Here is a 19,284-nt window from a genome sequence, read left to right on the forward strand (position 1 = left end):
ATGTTGAGCCGTACCGCAGACCACTTGTTCTGGATGGCCCGCTATACCGAGCGGGCGGAAAATGCCGCGCGCATGCTCGACGTCCGCATCCAATATGCGCTGATGCCGCAATCGGCCCAGGCCGAGCAGCAGGGCTGGCGCACCATGCTCGAAGTGAACGAACTGGAACGCCAGTTCGAGACCCGTTATTCCGAATTGAGCCAGAAGAACGTGATCGACTTCATGGTGCGCGATCCGGACCATCCCTCGTCGATCGTCAATTGCCTGCGCGCCGCGCGCGAAAATGCGCGCGCCGTGCGCGGGACCCTGCCGACCGAGGTGTGGGAAACCGAGAACACCACCTGGCTGACGCTGCAGCAGCACCTCCACAACCGCCTGTACGAGACCAATCCGGGCCAGTTCCTGGAATGGGTCAAGTACCGCTCGCACATGTCGCGCGGCGTCACGATCGGCACCATGTTCCAGGACGAAGCCTTCAACTTCATCCGCCTCGGCACCTTCCTGGAACGGGCCGACAACACGGCGCGCATCCTCGACGTCAAGTTCAGGTCGCTGGACACGGACACCGAACAGGGCGGGGCGCAGGGCGAGTTCTACTACCTGGCGGCCCTGCTGCGCTCGGTATCGGCCTTCGAGACCTATCGCAAGGTGTACCGCGACGCCATCACGCCGACCCGGGTGGCGGAACTCCTGATCCTGCAGCCAAGGATGCCGCGCTCGCTGATCGCCTGCGTGGCGGCCGTGGTGGAGAACCTGCAGGCAGTGCGCAACGAGGTCTCGCGCGGCACCGAGCGCCAGGCCCAGAAGCTGCATGCGATGCTGCAATCGGTCGACATCGACGAGATCCTGGAGCGCGGCCTGCACGAATTCCTGACAAGCTTCCTGGCCGCGATCGCGGAAATCGGCCACGGCATCAGCCGAGACTTCCTGATGCCGCCGGCGCCGAGCGTGGAGGAAAGCGCGCCATTGCAATCGCAAACGCAGACGCAAACGCAGACCCGGACACGATGAAGCACGGACGCACCACGATGTGATGCGCCGGCCCGGCTTGCATCATCGTGGTGCGCCGTGCGCCCGCACCACCTTGTGCACGAAGGCCAGCTTTTCCAGCACCGGCGGGCTGAGCGTGAAGGGATAGGAATCCGGCATCCCGATGCTGCGGTTCAGGCTATTGAGCACATAGGTCAGCGCGAACCAGTCGTGCAGGGTGTCGCCGAAGGAATCGGTCCGGGTCGGCAGGGTGACGCCGTCCAGGGTCGGCTCGCCCGGGGTGGCGGGCTTGAGCGACAGGCCACAGGCATGCGCCGTTTCCAGGGTGTCGATCATGTGCAGGTAGTGGGCCCAGGTCTCGGCCCAGTCTTCCCACGGGTGAGAGCTGGCGTAGCTGCTGACGAAGCGCGCCTCCCAGTCGGCCACCGGGCCTGCGCCATAGTGGCGCTTGAGGGCTTCGCCGTAATCCTGGCGCTCGTCGCCGAACAGGGCGCGGTATTCGTCGATCCAGGGGCTGCCCACCACCAGGCGGTCGAAATAATAGTGGCCGCTTTCGTGACGGAAGTGGCCCAGCAGCGTACGGTAACGCTCGTGCATCTGCTCGCGCGTGCGCTCGCGTTCGGCCGGGTCGGCCTCGGCGATGTTCAGGGTGATCACGCCATTGGCGTGGCCGGTCATCACGCACTGGTCGGAGACGCCGTCTTCCAGGAACTGGAAAGCCAGACCGGTCTCGGGCTCCTGTTCCTTGCTGGCCGGCGTCAGGTCGAGCGCGGCCAGGGTGAACAGCAGGCGGCGCTTGGCCGCCTCGAGGCGCGACCAGAGGACGCGGTTCTTTTCCGAGCCCAGGGCAGGGATGACGACGGTCAGCTGGCAGGATTCGCACAGATCGTGCGGGTCGTCCGCGGGCAGCATCCAGTTGCAGACATTGTGCTGCACGTAGTTGGCGCATTGCTTGTAGAGCTTGCCCTCGTCCTTCTGGTTCAGGCTGCGCCACAGGCCGTCTCCGGTCTGCTCGAAGCTGTCGAGGGTGCGCCGGGCCGGCTGGTAGCCCAGCATGCTGCTGCAACGGAAGCAGAGCGTGTTTTCAAAGAAGATCTGCTGCGAACATTTATCGCAATGGAAGGTTTTCATCGTGGACGGAGTACGGGGATTGTTGGTTTTCAGCTGCCGCTAATCTAGCAGTAAATCGGAACTCCGCAGGCACGTGTCGGACAACGCCTCATATCGTGTGCGGGTTAGATCTTGTGAGCACTTGGCTGCGGAAAAGCCGATTGGTCCAGCACAAATGCGGGCGTTACGCCTGATCGCGCTCGGGTAGGTCTTTCCGTCGCCGGGCATGATGAAGTCCGCTGCCGCTGGGGCAGGTCAGACTTCTTTGGAGAAAACATGGAATTGTTTCGACAAGGGCTGCGGCATCTGATGTTGCTGCTGCTGGCGATAAGCGGTGCGGCGATGGCGCAGACGGTCGCGCCTTCCGGCCAGGAAGCGGGCAGGGCCGGCGGGGCGCAGGTTCGATATGAGGTGGTGGAGCTGCTGCCCGGGACGATTGGGAGCTATCCGCGCATCAACGCGGCCGGGCAGGTCGCCGTGTCGATGGTGATCGGCGGGCGCACAAAGGGCTTCTTTTATGACGGCGCCGCGCTGCGGCAGCTCGGCTTTCCCGGCGGCGGCGCGGTCTATGCGAACGGCCTGAACGATGCGGGACAGGTCGCCGGCACGGCGCTGAACAAGGCCGGGGTCGAACGCGCCTTTGTCTGGAGCGCGCGCGGCGGCATGCGCGACCTGGCCGCAGGCAAGGACAGCGGATCGTCGTATGGCATGGCGATCAATGGGCGTGGCGTCGTGACCGGTTCTTTCCAGGGCGGCACGCGGCCCTTCCGCTGGAGCGCGGCTGGCGGCCTGCAGGATCTGGGCAGCACACCCGCGCCGTCGGGTGGCCGGGTGCTCAACGATGGCGGCGTGATCGCGGGCGTCAGCACCATCGACGACGAGACGACCCGGGTATTCGCCTGGACGCGGGAACGCGGCCTGATCGATATCGACACGCTCGGCAGCATCGAATCGAGCCCCGTGGCGGTCGGGGCGGGCGGCGAGGTGGCCGGCAACCGGCTCGCGTCCTGGGACGACGGCGGCGACCGCCCCTTCCTGTGGACGCAGGCGGGCGGCATGCGCGACCTCGGCATCGGCCGCGGCAGCACGGCGTGGGTGAATGCGATGACGCCCGGCCTGCACATCGCCGGCGCCATCGGCTATCCGGATGGCCGCCAGCGCGCCATGTCCTGGACCCGCCGCGGCGGCATGCGCGAACTCGGCGCCCTGGGCGGCCGCACCTCGGTCGCGCGCGCCGTCAACGCCAGGGGCCAGATCGTCGGCTTCGCCGAGAACGGGGCCGGCGCCATGCGCGCCTTCGTCTGGAGCGAGAGGAATGGGATGCTCGACCTGAACCGGCTGCTGCGGCGGACGCCGCCGGGATTGGTGCTGGAGCAAGCGCTGGCGATCAACGACAGCGGCGTGATCGTCGCCAGCGCGAACACTGGGCTGGTGCTGCTCAAGCCAAGCAGTTTGTAGGGTGGGCGGTCCTCCGCCCACGCGTTCAACGACACTGTGAAATAAGGCGCATCGTCCATTCTCACGCTGCTTGAACCCGTGGGCGCGGGAGCGTCCACCCTACAACAGCATAAGTGGCCGATATACCAGCCAACTCAGCTCTTGCGAACGAATTCCGTCTTCAAGCTCATCGCGCCGAACCCTTCGATCTTGCAATCGATATCGTGGTCACCCTCGACCAGGCGGATGTTCTTGACCTTGGTGCCCTGCTTGACCACACCGCCACCGCCCTTGAGCTTGAGGTCCTTGATGACGGTCACCGAATCGCCGTCCTGCAGCACATTGCCGGCCGCGTCGCGCCAGACACGCGCAGTATCCTCGGCCTCTGCCTCGCCCGCGACCGGCCACTCGTGCGCGCATTCGGGGCAAACATAGTTGCCGGAGCCGTCCTCGTAGGTCAGCGTGGAGGAGCAAACGGGGCAGGACGGCAGGGAAGTCATGGTGATCAATGAAGGACGAAGACGAAAAATAGGAAGGTAAAACGTTCTATTGTACGCTGAAGGCGCCAGGGAGCAGCAAGTCGCAGATTCCAGTAAGGGCAGCGGCAAATAAAAACGCCAACCTGAATGGGTTGGCGTTCGAAACAGCTTTCAGCGCATACAAAAACGCCAACCGCATGGGTTGGCGTGATGCAAAATCTTCTTGGTGGCCCGGGGCGGAATCGAACCACCGACACAAGGATTTTCAATCCTCTGCTCTACCAACTGAGCTACCAGGCCAAGGGCTTGCATTCTAGCACAAGCATTGAAGTGGCGGAAGACCCTGAGGAAACTTGATCAAGGGGCCTGCCTGGTCGGCACCAGGCGTTTCATGTCCAGCCCTTGCGCCGCCAGCCGTTTCAACAGGGCGTCGTAGGCAGCCGGATCGACCGTGGGCGTGCGCGACAGGATCCACAGGTACTCGCGCTTCGGCTCGCTGACCGCGGCCAGGGTGTAGCCGGCGTCCAGGTCGATCACCCAGTAGTCGCCCCAGACCATCGGCAGGAAGGACATGATCGCGGGCGCGAAGCGCACTTCCAGCTTGGGCGAGGCGGGTCCTTCCGGCTGACGCGCCACGCCCTCGGCGACCTCGTTGTCGCCATCCTTGCGGCGGCAGCGGTTGACGACGTCGACGCGGCCGTCCGGGCGCGCGCTGTAGGTGGCGGTGGTGTAGCCGACGCACTTGTCCTGGAACGAATTCGGGAACTTGGCGATCTCGTACCAAGTGCCGGCGTAGCGCTTGAGGTCGAGGGAAGGGATGGTGGCGAGCGGTTCGGCGGCGCAGGCCTGGGCGGAGAGAAGCAGGGCCAGTGCCGGCGCTGCGAACAAGGCGGTCTTCATGGGTGCTCCCGGAAATGGTCGAGCACCTATCCTAGCGGTCCGGCCCGCCGCGCGCCGCACGCCAGCAAGCCGGGCGGCAGACTACGCGCCTAGCCGCGCGCCGCCGCCCGCTCCGCATGCTGGCGCTCGAGCGCCAGGCGCGCCGCCTTGCGGCCCTTGGCTTCCTCGTGGCGGCGTTCCTCGTCCGGCGTCGACGGGGTCAGTGGCGGCACCGCCACCGGCTTGCGGTCGTCGTCCACCGCGACCATCGTGAAGAAGCAGCTGTTCACATGGCGCACCACCTTCGAGCGGATGTCCTCGGCGATCACTTTGATGCCGATCTCCATCGAGCTGCGGCCGGCGTAGTTCACGGAGGCCAGGAAGGTCACCAGCTCGCCCACGTGGATCGGCTGGCGGAAGGTCACCTGGTCGACGCTCATGGTCACCACGTAGCGGCCGGCGTAGCGGCTGGCGCAGGCGTAGGCGACCTGGTCGAGCAGTTTCAGGATGGTGCCGCCGTGGACGTTACCGGAAAAGTTGGCAGTGTCCGGGGTCATCAGGACCGTCATCGACAGCTGGTGGGAGGGCAGGTTCATGCGGGACTCGTCGAGAAATAAGGATCGATTCTATGCTGCGCCAAAAACTTCCGCTCAGCAATAACAGTGATCGCATGTCTAACGATGTTTTTCTTATATCGAAGTGTGATCTGAATCGTTCCCAGTCGCGCGAAGCTGGGATAGGCTCGGCCCATGAACAGCGAACTCCCCACCCCGAGCGGCTCCGTGCACTGGCACCTGGGCCCGATCATCGACGCGCTGCGCACCTCGCGCGAGTCGACCCACAACATCCGCCACCATGGCCGCGTGCGCGAACTGCCGTCGCGCGAGGTCCTGATGCAAGTAGTCAACGGCGTCTCCGCGGCGCTGTTTCCGACCCATTACGGACGGCCCGACCTGAACGACGAGAGCATCGACTATTTTGTCGGCGACACCCTCCACGTCACGCTCGACCGCCTGGTGGAGCAGGTGCGGCGCGCACTGCGCTTCTCGCCGCAGTTCACGGACGCGGACGAAGGGGGGCTGGCGGAACGCGCGCAAGCGATCACGCGCGCGTTCGCGGCCAGCCTGCCGGGCATCCGCGCCCTGCTGGTGTCGGACGTGCAGGCGGCGATGGCAGGCGACCCGGCGGCCAGTTCGGTGGCCGAGATCATGCTGTGCTATCCCGGCACCATCGCCATCCTCTACCACCGCCTGGCGCACTGCCTGCACCGCCTCGGCGTGCCGTTCCTGGCGCGCCTGGCGGCCGACATCGCGCACTCGCTGACCGGCATCGACATCCACCCGGCGGCAACCATCGGCGGCAGCTTCTTCATCGACCACGGCACCGGCGTCGTCATCGGCGAGACCGCCGTGCTGGGCGAGCGCGTGCGCCTGTACCAGGCGGTGACCCTGGGCGCCAAGCGCTTCCCGGTGGACGCGAGCGGCGCCCTGGTGAAGGGCACGCCGCGCCACCCGATCGTCGAGGACGACGTCGTCATCTACGCCGGCGCCACCATCCTGGGACGCATCACGGTGGGCGCCGGCTCGACCATCGGCGGCAATGTCTGGCTGACCCAGAGCGTGCCGCCAGGGAGCAATGTGTCGCAGGCGCAGATGCGCAATACATGACGCAAGGTATATGACGCGGCGGCGCGCTGCTATCATGGCGCGATGTCCATCTTCCTTGTACCCGGCTATATGGCCGACGAAGCACTCTGGGACGACATGGCCGATGGCCTGGCGCCCTTCGGGCCCACGGTCCATGCCGACCTGCGTCACGATCCGACCATCGAGGCGATGGCGCAGCGCGCCGTGGCCGATGCGCCGGACAGCTTCATCCTGGTCGGTTTTTCGATGGGCGGCTACGTCGCCCGCGAGATCGCGCGGCTGGCGCCGGAGCGCGTGCGCGCGCTGGTGCTGATCGCGACGTCGTCGCGCGCGGATACGCCGTCATTGCGCAAGAGCCGCGGCACGGTCGGCGCCGCCGCGGCGTCGGTGTCCTTTTCGGGCTTGAGCCGCACGGCGATCGCCACCTCCCTGCATCCGGACCAGGCGCACAACGAGGCGCTGATCGAGCGCGTGCGCGCCATGGGCGTGCGCCTGGGCGGCGAGGTGTTCCGGCGCCAGTCAGCCATCGTGCGTGCGGGCGACGGCGAGCGATTGGGCGAGATTCGCTGCCCGACGCTGGTGATCGCGGCGGGGCATGACCGGCTGCGCAGCCGGGAGGAATCGGAGGAACTGCGGGTGGGGATTCCGGGGGCGGAGCTCGCGGTGATCGAGGACAGCGGGCACATGGTGCCGATCGAGGCGCCGGAGGCGCTGCTCGATGTCATGGCGCCGTGGCTGGAACGGGTGACGGCTGCGCGTTGAGCAGTCTGGACGCGGACAGAAATTGGGCACTGGCCTCCGCCGGTGCGACGGTCTTCTGGTCAACAATGGAATGACGTTGACGCGGGATCAGGCGCGTGCCTCGGCTGTCGCGGCCCAGCTGCGCAGGCCACGGATTGCTTCCTCTTTCATCTTCGCTTCGATCTCGATGTAGGGCGCGCTCAGGTAGGATGACGGCATCACCTCGATCAGGTCCGAATGCTGACGGTCGTTGAACCCTTCGCGCCCGTTCGAGATATGCACCAGCTGGTGCGCGGGATTGAGCCAGGTTTCGCGCGCCTTCAGCACCATCTCCCCCACGCTTGGATGCTCGTAGCTGTCGAGCTTGTCGTGCACCACGTGGTGGTGGGCGTCGAACACCATCGGCACGCCGGCGCGCATGCAGATGTCGTGGATCTCGTCGGCGCCGTAGGCGTATTCGTCGTTCTCCAGCCCCAGGCGGCAGCGGATGCCGTCCGGCAGCTCGGCGATGCGCTCGACCAGGGCGTCGGCGCGGTTTCCCTTGCCGCCGTGGATTTCCAGCAGCGCCCAGCCCGAACGCGGCTGCTCCAGCAAGTCCATGATGTCGGCGTGCATCTGCAGGATCTTGACGCTGTTCGCCACCACCCCGTCCGAATCCGAGCTGAGCACCACGAACTGGTCCGGATGCATCACCAGCCGGATGCCGCGCTCGGTCGCGCGCCGGCCCGAACGCGCCAGCGTCGCGGCGAACGGCGCCAGCACCTCGCGTCCAATGTCCTCGTCGGCGAAGGGAAAGATCGAGGAGGGCAGGCGGTACAGGCCGATGCCTTCGGCCTCGCAGTAGCGCATGGCGTTGTCGAAGGTGTGGATATTGTCGCGGTACAGGTCTTCCAGCAGCTTGCGCTGGGCGTCGAGGCTGTGTTCGAGGAGGCGCTTGCGGGTCACCGTGCGGTAGCGGACGTCCTTCGACGCGGTGATGCACACGAGTCCGAGATGTGGTTGCATGGTCTGCTCTTCCTTGCGGTTTGCTGTCGGGCCAGTCTAGCGCAGGGTGGATTTTCGAGCGGTACGGCACGCCTCGCTGTGCGGGTCGGAAACGGGACGCGGGCTTTACGCCGGCTCAGCGCGGCGCGGCGAACACCTGGGTCCAGTAGACCAGGCCGCTGCGCCGCTCGGCCGCGATGCCATAGGCGGCGCCCATCTCGGTGAAGCCGGGGTTCATGATGTTGGCGCAATGGCCCGGACTCTCCAGCCAGCCGGCCACGGCCTCGGCCGGCGAGCTCTGGCCGAACGCGATGTTCTCGCCGACCCGGCCCCACTGGTAGCCTGCGCGCGTGGCGCGTTGGGCGACCTGGCTGCCGTCCTTCGCCTTGTGGTTGAAGTAGCGCTTGGCCGCCATGTCGCGGCTGTGGCCGAGCGCGGCCTGGCCCAGGGCCGGGTTCCAGCGCACCGGCGGGGCCGGCCCGAAGCGCTGCTCACCGCAGCTGCGCGCGCTGGCGCGGGCCGCGTTGACGCCCGCCAGGATCGCCTGGCCCGCATCCTGCCAGTCGGGGAAGGTTTCGGTCGGCAACGGCGGCGCAGCGCGCGCCAGCACCACGGTCCATTCATTGCCTTCGCGGTAGCTGCCGACGGCCGAAAAGCCGGGGCTGAGCAGGGTGCTGCAGTATTTTTCCTGCAGCACGGTCATGGCTTCCTGGGCGGTGTGCGGACCGGTGACGCTGATCGCTTCGGCATGGTCGGCCGCGAAGCCGGCGCGTTCCAGCGCCAGTTCGATGAAGGCGCCCGGCCCGATGCGCACGCGCGACAGGGCCACCGGCTCGGCCAGCAGGGCCGCGGGCGTGGCCGGACCGCCGCGGCAGGCGCCGGGCGCGGCGCGGTAGGCATTCACCATGGCGCCCAGTTCGCTGGCCTGGACCGGCGCCGCACTCGCGCCGGCGGCGGACAGCAGCAGGAGGGCGGTCGACAGATGTGCTTGCAAGATGGTGCTTCCTCGTCGGGCATGGCCATCGCCATGCTGAATATGAAATTGACAGGAAAGAAAGACGTGTAGAAAGCAAAAACGCCGACCGGCAAGGTCAGCGTTCTTGATGGCCGGTAGAGCATCTGCTCGACTACCGGAATGCGTTCACTATAGCAGCGCCACAGCCTGCTGCAAAGCGCCATGCTGTAACAAGGCGCAACAGGTTAATCGATGCGGAAACGGACGATGCGCGTGAATGCACGCGTGATTTGAACGCGTGGGCGGAGGACCGCCCACCCTACAAAACCAGCGATCACAGCCGCGCCAGGGCCGGCCCTCCGCGTTCTCCCAGCCAGGTGGTCTCGAAGCGCTTCTGCGCCGCCGCCAGCGCCGCGGCATCGCCGCGCTGGCGGTAGACCTCGACCAGGCCGCGCAGCGCCCAGCCATTGCTCGGCGTGCGCGCCAGCGAGTCGCGGAACACCTGTTCGGCGGCGTCCAGCTGGCCGCTGCGCAGCAGCACCACGCCGAGCGACTGGCGCACCGGATAGTACCAGTAGGGCGGTTCCATGTACGGCAGCTTGTCCTGCAACGCGATCGCTTCGCGGTAGGCGGCCGCCGCAGCCGGCAGGTCGCCGCCGGCGTCCAGCAGCCGCCCGCGGGCGACGGCGCGCGCCGTCCGCACGATCTCGCGCGCCGGCACGCCCCAGGCGGCGATCGGGGTGAAATCGGCGGTCCGCTCGATGCGGTCGAGCGCCGCGACTTCGCGCCGGCCTTCGCTCAGCAAGCCCTTGCGCGCATAGCCGACCGCGCGCGTAATGCCACATGGCCTTGACCAGCACGAAATCCGGCCCCGGGTCGGGCAGGGCCAGCAGCACGTCGGGCGGGCTGAACTGCACGTGCGAGAAATAGGGTGCGGACTTGACCGGCTGCAGCCCGGCGAAGCCCTTCAGCAGCTCGGCCGGGACGGCCTTGTCGAGCTTGTTCGCCGCATCGAGCGCGACGTCGCCCCGCCCGCCCATCAGGGCCGACACCATCACGAAGTGGATGTTGTGCGGGTAATACGCGCCCTTGTAGACCGGGTCGCTGGGCGAGCCGCCGAAATACCGTTCGTCGGTCGCGATGGCGTCGATGTTCGATTGCAGGGCTTTGCGGTACATGCCGAGCCGGTAATAGATGTGCGAGGGCATGTGCACGATGTGGCCGGCGCCCGGGATCTGGCGCGCCAGCACCTGGGCCGAGGGCAGGGCGCGTTCCGGATGGGTCGAGGCTTCCACCGCATGGATGTAGTAGTGCGCCGCGCCCGGATGGCTGGGGTTGCGCTCCAGCACGCGCTCGAGGGCGGCCAGCATGGCGACGCTGTCCGGCTTGGGCCGGGCGCCGCCGGCTTCCCAGTAATCCCAGGGCGCCAGGTCCATCAGCGATTCGGCGTACAGCACCTGGATGGTGTCGTTGTTGGGGAAGCTGCGCGCCGCCTCGGCCATCGCCTCGGCATAGGCCTTGTCGAGCGGCGCGCGGTCCGCCGGTGGATCGGCGGCGTAGCGCTTGGCGACCGCGCGGATCAGGGCCTGCTCGGCCGGCGTGGTCTTGCCGGCGAGCGCCAGCGCCCGGCCCGCCGCGGCGTGGGCCGGCGCTGCGGCTTCCGGGAACATCGGCGCATTGATGTTCGGCCCCAGCACCAGCGCCTCGCCCCAGTGGCACATGGCGCAGTCCGGGTCGAGCTGGCGCGCGGCGCGGAAGGCGCGTCCGGCTTCGGCGTGGTTGAAGGCGAAGGTCAGGCGCAGCCCCTGGTCGAAATAGGCCTGCGCCTTCGGCACGCCGGTGGTGACCTGCACGTGCAGGGCGCCGAGGTTGGTGTAGAGCGGCGGCGCCGTTTCGCTGGGCGGCGCCGGCCGCTGCTGGCCCGGCTTGAATGGGGTGGTCTCGGCCTGGGCCAGCAGCAGCGTGTCGAGCAGGGGCGGGCGTCCGGCCCGGACGGGCGCGCACTGGGCGCCGGCGAACAGGGGATCGAAGGCGGGTGCGGTGGCCTTGGCCCTGGCCGGCTGCGGCGGCGAAGAGACGGCGGGGAGGGCGGCCACGGCCGCCACGGCCGTCGCCCCGAGCGCTGCCAGGAGGTAGTGAAAGTTCATGGAATCCTCCGTTCGGTGGACGCCGGACGCGCCGTCCGGCTCACCGTTGGAGCCGCGCGGACGCCTCCTGGTTCGGCACCGCCAGCGCAACCGTTTTATGGCTTGCGCTGGATCAGATTTTTCTGAATTCCTTATGACATCCGACAAGTTTCTCTAATTGATGCGAATGCAACACGCATGTAGTTGCTTTTTGTCACAGTCCGTCCGACAATTGTCCTGCAATTCCCGGCCCAGCCGAAACGCCAACAGGAATCGTCGAAACATGCCAAGTGCTGCGCCGCTCTACAGGAATCACGTGCTGGTCCTGTCGCAAAGTTTTTTCATCAAGGACAACCGGTCCGAGCTGCTGCTGCACGCCCACAAATACGATTTCGACATCCTGTTCTTCGACGAGGTCAGCCGCTTCGTCGAGGCGGTGGCGCGGGACGACGGCGACAACCTCTACCTGATCGACCTCGACGCCCTGCACAATATGCAGGCCGACATGGGCGACGGCCGCCGTACCCTGATGCTGGGCGAACTGCTGCAGCGCCTGCCGGCCGACCACAGCTATATCTACCTGCAGAGCGCGCGCCAGGGCGGCCGCTTCCTGCTGCAGCAGCGCCTGGTCGACAGCAATTGCCTGGCCTATGCGGAAAAGCCGATCGCCAACGACGTGCTGGTCGACAAGCTGTTCAACCTGTTCGTGCAGAAGAAGCGCGGCGACCTGGTGCGGGTGGCGGTGCTGGGCGAGGTGGCCGGGCTGGACGCGGCCGCCCTGTTGCAGCGGCGTGTCGAACTCATCCAGCATGCCGACCCCTATACCCTGCACGTGCGCGTGAAGGAGCTCCAGCCGGACCTGGTGCTGGTCACCGACAGCGAATACGCGCGCACCGACGCCATCGTCCGCGTGCTCAAGCGCAATATCGAAGCCGACCCGGTGCGCGAGACCGCGCTCCTGCAGCGCCGGCCGGACCCGGCGCTGGCGCGGCGCGCGCTGGCCGACGGTTTCGACGCGGTGCTCGACATGGCCGACCCGGCGCTGCTGGAAGCCCAGCTGCTCAACCGGGCGAATAAAATCCGCATCAACAAGGACCTGATCGGCAAGGACCGCGCCACCGGCCTCTTGAACAAGGTCGGGCTGCGCAAGAAGGCGCAGGACCTGATCCGCCAGGCGGCGCAGGAAGGCCGTCCGCTGGCCTACGGCGTGATCGACATCGACAAGTTCAAGACCATCAACGATACCTGGGGCCATTCCTTCGGCGACATCGTGATCAAGCGCCTGTCGCTGACCCTGGCGGCGAAGCTGGGCGAGCACGACCTGCTCAGCCGTTTCGGCGGCGAGGAATTCGTGCTGGTGTTCTGGGATTGTTCGCTGGACGAGGGCCGGCGCAAGCTGGACCTGCTGCGCCAGGCCTTCTGCGCGATTCCGTTCGAGGTCGGGCCGGCCGAGATCCGCCAGTTTTCCTTCAGCGGCGGGGTGGCCGCCTATCCGCACCAGCGCAGCGAGAACGAGCTGTTCCTGCGCGCCGACGCCATGCTGTACGAGGCCAAGCAGGGCGGGCGCAACCGCATCTGCGCGCAGGCCTGAAAAAAAACGCCAGGCGCGCGGCCTGGCGTTCACCCCTTCACCTTGGGAAACCCGTTTATTCCGACTTGGCCGCGTGCGCTTGCAATTGCTCGCGCAGCTGCTGGGCGCTGGAATGCGTGTAGTCCTTGTTGACCTCGGTCTTGATCGCCCCCTGGACCGCCGGATTGAGCTTGGTGCGCAGCACGCCCAGGAATTCGGGCGAGGCGGCCAGCACCAGCTGCTGGTAGCGGCCTTCGTTGTGGGCCTTGAGCAGGTATTCGGCCACGTCCTTCGCGAACAGGTCGGCGGCGTGCTGGTCCGGCGTCTGGGCCGGCTGGTACAGCTTGTTCGGCGCCCCGGCCTTGGCGTTGTGGGCCATGCCGGCGCCCTCGTTGCCGCCGATGTTGTGCCGGGTTCCCGACGCGGCGGTCGGGCTGAGCTTATCGGTTTCGGTGTCTTCCGTGCGCAGTTGCGCCGCGGGACTGACCATGTCCTCGAGTTCCTGCAACGGTTCCTTGGAATCGGCCTCGGCGAAGAATCGTACACGGCCCGCATTGGCCGCAATAATCCAGGTTGTTGGCATACTTACCCCCTGTCAATGATGAGTTGTTGGCGATCGTGTCCAGCTCGATCAGGTGTCGGCCCAGTATAGCTTTGCTTCCCGAAGCCCGGCGCACCGACGCCGCCTGGCGTGTGCGGGCTGGCGCCGACAGCGAATCTTTTCCGCTGCCGTCCGGTCTAACGAGGTTCCCTGGTTGTTTTGAAGGAGAGCGAAGATGAGTCAACCCATTCCTTCCACACCGCCGCCGCGCCAGGCGCCGGACGCCATCGGGCCGGACTACGCGGCCATCAAGCAGCGCCAGCAGGCCACCTGGGCCAGCGGCGACTTCGCCGTGGTCGGCGTCACCCTGCAGATCGTCGGCGAGACGCTGGCCGAGGCGGCCGACATCCGCGCCGGCGAGCGCGTCATCGACATCGCCGCCGGCAACGGCAACGCCAGCCTGGCCGCGGCGCACCGCTTCGCGCGCGTGACCTCGACCGACTACGTCCCGGCCCTGCTCGAGAAGGGCCGGGCCCGCGCCGCCGCCGAGGGCCTGCAGATCGACTTCCGCGAGGCCGACGCCGAAGCGCTGCCCTTCGGGGACGCCAGCTTCGACGTCGCGCTGTCCACCTTCGGCGTCATGTTCGCGCCCGACCATGCGCGCTGCGCACGCGAGATGATGCGGGTGGTGCGGCCCGGCGGGCGGATCGGCATCGCCAACTGGACCGCCGACGGCCTGATCGGCCAGCTGTTCAAGACCCTGGGACGCTACGTGGCGCCGCCGGCCGGCCTGGCGCCGCCCTCGATGTGGGGCAGCGAGGATTACCTGCGCCAGCTGTTCGGGCCCGACGCCGCCAGCATCCGCGCCGCGCCCCGCATCTTCAACTTCCGCTACGCCTCGCCGGCGCACTGGATCCAGGTGTTCCGCGATTACTACGGCCCCTTGAACAAGGCCTTCGCCGCGCTCGATCCGGACGGCCAGCAGGCGCTGGAGAACGACATCGGCGCCATGCTCGAACGCTTCAACGTGGCCGGCGACGCTTCGCTGGTGGCGCCCGCCGAGTACCTGGAGGCGGTGATCGTCAAGCGCCTGCCTGAAGTCCTGCATTGACCTTGCCGCGGCGGGCCGCCCGGCCTGCCGCACTGTTCGCGGCGCACGCTTGCGCTGGCTGCATATCTTTCCTGGCATTACAATCGGAGCCATTCATTCGAGAAAGGCTGCCATGCGCTTGTCCGCACTGTTGTCGTTACTCTGCCTGGCCGCGCCGGCCACTGCCCAGGTCGACGTCATCATCGGTACCGCCTCGCCGCTGTCCGGCCCCGGCGCCCACCAGGGCAAGGACATCGAGGACGGCGCCCGCATGGCGATCGACGAATTGAACGCGAAGGGCATCGTGCTCGGCGGCCAGAAAGTACGCTGGCGCCTGATGGCGGAAGACGACGCCAGCGACCCGAAGACCGGCACCGCGGTGGCCCAGAAGCTGGTCGACGCCAAGGTGGCCGCCGTGGTCGGGCACCTGAATTCCGGCCCCACGGTGCCGGCCTCGAAGATCTACGCCAGCGCCGGCGTGCCGCAGATCTCGCCGGCGGCTACCACCCCGGTCTATACCCGACAGGGTTATAAAACCGCGTTCCGGGTGGTGGCCGACGACAGCCTGATCGGCCGCACCCTGGCCGGCTACGCCCTGAACAAGCTGAAGGCGAAGCGCATCGCCGTGATCGACGACCGCACCGCCTTCGGCCAGGGCCTGGCCGACGAATTCCTGAAGGAGGTGCGCAAGCACGGCGGCGCCAGTGTCGTCAGCCGCCAGTTCACCCACGACAAGGCCACCGATTTCAGCGCCATCCTGACCCAGATCCGCGGGAAGAAGCCGGACGTGATCTTCTACGGCGGCATGGATGCGGTGGCCGGCCCCATGCTCAAGCAGATGAAGACCCTCGGGGTGAACGCCGCCTTCGTCGCCGGCGACGGCGTGTGCTCGGAAAAGCTGCCGCTGCTGGCGGGCGACGCGCTGGCCGACGGCAAGGTGGTGTGCGCGGTGGCCGGCGGCGTCGAGGGCGCGCGCGAGGCGAATTACACCGCCTTCCTCGAACGCTTCCGCCGGCGCTACGGGCACCCGGTCGAGACCTATGCGCCGTACGCCTACGATGCGGTGATGGTGTTCGCCGCCGCGATCCAGAAGGCCGGGTCGGCCCAGCCGGCGCGTTTCCTGCCGCAGCTCGCGCAAGTGCGCCACGAGGGCGTGACCGGCGCCATCGCCTTCGACGCCAAGGGCGACCTGCGCGACGCCGCGATGACCCTGTACACCTACCGCCAGGGCAAGAAGGTCAAGCTGCAGGTAGTGCGTGGCAAGTGATTTCCTGTATTGACGAGTGTATGTAACAACGCTTGTACAAAAATGGCCTTGGCACGCCTCTTCCAGTTGGATTAGGATCGTTTGATTCCTAACACCAACAATGGAGAAAGAGATGAAGCGTAGCCTGTGCAGCAGTGTGATCGCGGGATTGTTCGTCGTTGCCGCCCCTGCGTTCGCGCACGACGGGGCTGCAGCCGCCACCACCGCGCCGTCGAGCGCCGCGGCCGCGACGGCTTCGGGCATCGACGTGGCGGCGATCGACCGCGAAGTGCGTCCCCAGGACGACTTCTTCCGCTACACCCAGGGCAAGTGGCTGAAGGACGTCGACATTCCGTCGGACCGTTCCAGCTGGAGCGCCTTCAGCATCGCCCAGGAGCGCGTCGAAGGCCAGATCAGCGCCATCATCGAAGAGGCGGCCGCCCAGAAGAACGCGAAGGCCGGCTCGGAAGCCCAGAAGATCGGCGACCTCTACACCAGCTACGTCGACCAGGCGCGCCGCGACCAGCTCGGCCTGGCCCCATTGAAGGCGGAACTGGCGCGCGTCCAGGCGCTGAAGGACAAGCGCGGCCTGGCGGCCCTGATGGCGCACCTCGACCGCATCGGCGTCGACGGCCCGTTCGGCATGGGCGTCGGCCAGGACAACAAGGATTCGACCCGCTACGTGGTCAGCATCGGCCAGTCCGGCATCGGCATGCCGGACCGCGACTACTACCTGAACGACAAGGACGCGCGCCTGAAGGAGATCCGCGCCAAGTACCAGGCCCACGTCGAGAAGATGCTGGCCCTGGCCGGCCACCAGGACGCGGCCGCCAAGGCCCAGCAGATCGTGGCGCTGGAAACCGAGATCGCGCGCATCCAGTGGACCAAGGTCGAGAACCGCGACCCGGTCAAGCGCTACAACAAGAAGTCCCTGGCCGAGCTGCGCGCGCTGGCTCCGGGCATCGACTGGGACAGCTACCTGAAGGGCACCGGCGTCGGCAAGGCGACCTCGGTCATCGTCAGCCAACCGTCCTACCTGGAAGGCCTGGACAAGCTGGTCGGTGCGACCCCGGTCGACACCTGGAAGTCCTACTTCGAGTTCCGCATGCTGAGCTCCTACGCTTCCTACCTGTCGCAGCCCTTCGTGGACGAGAGCTTCGCCTTCCGCGGCGCCGTGCTGTCGGGCCAGAAGGAAAACCGTCCGCTGGACAAGCGCGCGATCGCCGAAGTCAACCGCACCCTGAGCGAAGTCGTCGGCAAGGCCTACGTGACCCAGCACTTCCCGGCCGAGCGCAAGCAGCAGGTGCTGGACATGGCGAAGAACTTCATCACCGCCTTCGGCGAAGGCATCGACCAGCTCGAATGGATGTCGCCGGAGACCAAGAAGCAGGCCCACGCCAAGCTGGCCAAGATCAACGTCAAGATCGGCTATCCGGACAAATGGCGCGACTACTCGAAGCTGAAGATCGTGCGCGGCGACCTGGTCGGCAACATGATGCGTGCGCGCGAGTTCGGCCATGACTACATGGTGAACCGCCTCGGCAAGCCGGTCGACCGCAGCGTGTGGGGCATGTCGCCGCAGACCGTCAACGCCTACTACAGCCCGACCCTGAACGAAGTCGTGTTCCCGGCCGCGCGCCTGCAGTATCCGCTGTACGACGCCAACGCCGAACCGGCGGTCAACTACGGCTCGGTCGGCATCTCGATCGGCCACGAGATCAGCCACGCCTTCGATGACAAGGGTTCGCAGTACGACGGCGACGGCAACCTGCGCAACTGGTGGACCGAGGAAGACGCCAGGCAGTTCGCGGCGCGCGGCAAGGTGCTGGTCGACCAGTACGCCGGCTACAGCCCGCTGCCGGGCTACAACCTGAACGGCGAGCTGACCCTGGGCGAGAACATCGCGGACAACGCCGGCGCCATCATGGCCAGCCGCGCCTACAAGATCTACCTGAAGGGCAAGCCGGGTCCGGTGATCGACGGCTTCACCGCCGAGCAGCGCATCTTCATGGGCCTGTCGCAGGCGCGCAAGGGCAAGGCGCGCGACGCCGCGCTGATCTCGCAGGTCAAGACCGACCCGCACTCGCCGTCGGAATTCCGCGTGAACGGCAGCCTGCGCAACCACCCGGGCTTCTATGAAGCCTTCGACGTGAAGGCGGGCGACAAGATGTACCTGGAGCCGAAGGATCGTGTGATCTTCTGGTAATCGCCTGGTGACAAGGTGCCGTTTTCTTAGGCGCCATTGACCGACGAACGCCACCTTCGGGTGGCGTTCGTCGTTAACGACTGGATCAAATCGGCGCGGGTGCGGATTGTTAGACTGGCCGGCTCCTCCACCATCTGTTTGACGCCATCATGTCCAGGAAAAAACATGCCGCGCATCGCCAGGCCAGGCCGGGCGCTGTGCAGGGTTCGCGCGCCCGCAAGCAGTGCGAAGCGCTCGGCGCGAGACTGAGCGCCGTCGACGCCGACATGCTGGCCTGGGAAGCGGCGAGTGAAAAAGCGAGCGAACTGTACCGAAGCAGCCTGATCCCTCTGGACGAGTCGGTCCGGCGCGGTCTGCGCGAACTGGTCCTGCTGCTCGACCGCATGCACGCGGAGGCGGCGCTGGATGACGAGGAGCGCGAGATCCTGTCGGACATTCTCGCCAATATGGCGGCCGGCCTGCTCGACGCAGATGCGCAGGACGAGGAGGCTGATGATGACATCGTCATCGACGATCCCGAACTGGCCGCGATCTACGAGCGTCACCGGGATGACGAGGTGGAACCGGTCACGGCCTTCGAGCAACTCGTCGTGCAGGTCCAGGGCATCGACCTGGACCGCCTGCCGACCAGGGAGTCGCTGCGCGTCGTGGTCGCGGCAGAAGCGGAAACCGCACTCGCGCAGCTGGCCCGAACCGCGGACAAGTTCGAACAGCTGGCGGCACGGCGCCATGCGAACCTGGTGCAGCTGCAGCAGGCGGAGGACGCGCTGGCCGCAGAACTGACGGCGGCGCTGCACGGCGCGCAGGCCATGGACGAGACAACGCGGCTGGCGCACCTGCGGCGCATCGATGCCGCGCGAGCGCGGACCACACTGGCGGACCTGCTGGCGGTCGGCTTCGAGCTTGAACAGGGCGGCTTCATCGGGCACTTTTCCGAGAAACGCATTACCGGCTACAAGCAGCTACTGAACGAGGTGCTGCAGCTCACCGAACAGGAATTCATTGTCGGCAAGGGCTTGATCCTGGCCGAGCTGGAACTGGAAGTCGAGCCGGAGCAGGTCCCGGCGCTGACGGCGGCCGACTTGCTGGCGATGATGGGCATCATGGCCGACACCTTGCGCAAGGAACTTGCCGAGGTGGAGCGCGACCTGGTCGAACTGCGCGATCCTCGCCAGCTGAAGACCTGGCTGCGCACGGCGAGTGTGCGCGAAGCTTGGTGAGCGCCAGCGCCGATGCGGCGCTGCGGAATTGCTACACTGTCGGACTTCGCCCGCCATTCTTGCC

General features: G+C 66.9%; 17 protein-coding genes and 1 tRNA gene. 9 read left to right on the top strand and 9 right to left on the bottom strand.

From position 1 onward, the window contains the following. A complete protein-coding gene (locus tag LQ564_RS13060; RefSeq protein WP_231058528.1) occupies positions 1-1,011 on the top strand; it encodes an alpha-E domain-containing protein in 1,011 nt (336 codons plus the stop codon). A 42-nt stretch (positions 1,012-1,053) separates the two neighbouring features. On the opposite strand, the gene LQ564_RS13065 is transcribed toward LQ564_RS13060, so the two are convergent. Then, entirely contained in the window at positions 1,054-2,121 is a 1,068-nt protein-coding gene (locus LQ564_RS13065) for a zinc-binding metallopeptidase family protein (protein ID WP_231058529.1), read from the bottom strand. Positions 2,122-2,376: 255 nt separating this feature from the next. On the opposite strand from LQ564_RS13065, the gene LQ564_RS13070 reads away from it, so the two are divergent. After that, the gene (locus LQ564_RS13070; protein WP_231058530.1) at positions 2,377-3,558 is read left to right on the top strand and encodes a hypothetical protein; all 1,182 of its coding nucleotides are present in this window, start codon (positions 2,377-2,379) and stop codon (positions 3,556-3,558) included. Between the two features lie 134 nt (positions 3,559-3,692). Here LQ564_RS13070 and LQ564_RS13075 read toward each other — a convergent pair whose 3' ends face one another. The 4 genes from LQ564_RS13075 to LQ564_RS13090 form a co-directional block, all read right to left on the bottom strand. After that, positions 3,693-4,037, bottom strand: a complete 345-nt coding sequence (locus LQ564_RS13075; protein WP_231058531.1) for a zinc ribbon domain-containing protein YjdM — start codon at positions 4,035-4,037, stop codon at positions 3,693-3,695. A gap of 203 nt (positions 4,038-4,240) precedes the next feature. Further along, positions 4,241-4,316, bottom strand: a tRNA-Phe gene (locus tag LQ564_RS13080). Between the two features lie 57 nt (positions 4,317-4,373). Further along, entirely contained in the window at positions 4,374-4,916 is a 543-nt protein-coding gene (locus tag LQ564_RS13085) for a lipocalin family protein (RefSeq protein WP_231058532.1), read from the bottom strand. 89 nt (positions 4,917-5,005) lie between these two features. Continuing rightward, positions 5,006-5,491 (bottom strand): acyl-CoA thioesterase, encoded by a 486-nt coding sequence (locus LQ564_RS13090; protein WP_231058533.1) that lies wholly within the window; start codon positions 5,489-5,491, stop codon positions 5,006-5,008. A gap of 153 nt (positions 5,492-5,644) precedes the next feature. Here LQ564_RS13090 and epsC point away from each other — a divergent pair, with 153 nt between their 5' ends. Continuing rightward, the gene (epsC, locus tag LQ564_RS13095; protein WP_231058534.1) at positions 5,645-6,562 is read left to right on the top strand and encodes a serine O-acetyltransferase EpsC; all 918 of its coding nucleotides are present in this window, start codon (positions 5,645-5,647) and stop codon (positions 6,560-6,562) included. Between the two features lie 42 nt (positions 6,563-6,604). After that, positions 6,605-7,303, top strand: a complete 699-nt coding sequence (locus LQ564_RS13100; RefSeq protein ID WP_231058535.1) for an alpha/beta fold hydrolase — start codon at positions 6,605-6,607, stop codon at positions 7,301-7,303. A gap of 87 nt (positions 7,304-7,390) precedes the next feature. Here LQ564_RS13100 and LQ564_RS13105 read toward each other — a convergent pair whose 3' ends face one another. The 3 genes from LQ564_RS13105 to LQ564_RS13115 all read right to left on the bottom strand — a co-directional run bounded on the left by LQ564_RS13105 (position 7,391) and on the right by LQ564_RS13115 (position 11,368). Further along, positions 7,391-8,287 carry an apurinic/apyrimidinic endonuclease family protein gene (locus LQ564_RS13105; protein ID WP_231058536.1) on the bottom strand — a complete coding sequence of 299 codons (897 nt, stop codon included), beginning with the start codon at positions 8,285-8,287 and terminating at the stop codon, positions 7,391-7,393. Between the two features lie 115 nt (positions 8,288-8,402). Then, complete coding sequence (locus tag LQ564_RS13110) at positions 8,403-9,260, bottom strand: CAP domain-containing protein (protein ID WP_231058537.1); 858 nt, start codon at positions 9,258-9,260, stop codon at positions 8,403-8,405. A 206-nt stretch (positions 9,261-9,466) separates the two neighbouring features. After that, on the bottom strand, positions 9,467-11,368 hold the full coding sequence (locus LQ564_RS13115) for a hypothetical protein (protein WP_231058538.1): 1,902 nt from the start codon (positions 11,366-11,368) through the stop codon (positions 9,467-9,469). 262 nt (positions 11,369-11,630) lie between these two features. Between LQ564_RS13115 and LQ564_RS13120 the strand changes: the two genes are divergently transcribed. Next, entirely contained in the window at positions 11,631-12,938 is a 1,308-nt protein-coding gene (locus tag LQ564_RS13120; protein WP_231058539.1) for a GGDEF domain-containing protein, read from the top strand. Positions 12,939-12,993: 55 nt separating this feature from the next. Here the strand turns inward: LQ564_RS13120 and LQ564_RS13125 are convergent, their stop codons facing one another. After that, complete coding sequence (locus LQ564_RS13125; RefSeq protein ID WP_231058540.1) at positions 12,994-13,500, bottom strand: host attachment protein; 507 nt, start codon at positions 13,498-13,500, stop codon at positions 12,994-12,996. Between the two features lie 193 nt (positions 13,501-13,693). Here LQ564_RS13125 and LQ564_RS13130 point away from each other — a divergent pair, with 193 nt between their 5' ends. The 4 genes from LQ564_RS13130 (at position 13,694) to LQ564_RS13145 (ending at position 19,220) form a co-directional block, all read left to right on the top strand. Further along, complete coding sequence (locus LQ564_RS13130; RefSeq protein ID WP_231058541.1) at positions 13,694-14,569, top strand: class I SAM-dependent methyltransferase; 876 nt, start codon at positions 13,694-13,696, stop codon at positions 14,567-14,569. A 112-nt stretch (positions 14,570-14,681) separates the two neighbouring features. Beyond that, positions 14,682-15,815, top strand: a complete 1,134-nt coding sequence (locus LQ564_RS13135) for a branched-chain amino acid ABC transporter substrate-binding protein (protein WP_231058542.1) — start codon at positions 14,682-14,684, stop codon at positions 15,813-15,815. 112 nt (positions 15,816-15,927) lie between these two features. Continuing rightward, positions 15,928-18,000, top strand: a complete 2,073-nt coding sequence (locus LQ564_RS13140) for a M13 family metallopeptidase (RefSeq protein ID WP_231058543.1) — start codon at positions 15,928-15,930, stop codon at positions 17,998-18,000. 149 nt (positions 18,001-18,149) lie between these two features. Beyond that, positions 18,150-19,220, top strand: a complete 1,071-nt coding sequence (locus LQ564_RS13145) for a hypothetical protein (protein WP_231058544.1) — start codon at positions 18,150-18,152, stop codon at positions 19,218-19,220. The last annotated feature ends 64 nt before the right edge of the window (positions 19,221-19,284 follow it).

This window comes from Massilia phyllostachyos (assembly GCF_021044825.1).
Taxonomy (GTDB): domain Bacteria; phylum Pseudomonadota; class Gammaproteobacteria; order Burkholderiales; family Burkholderiaceae_D; genus Telluria; species Telluria phyllostachyos.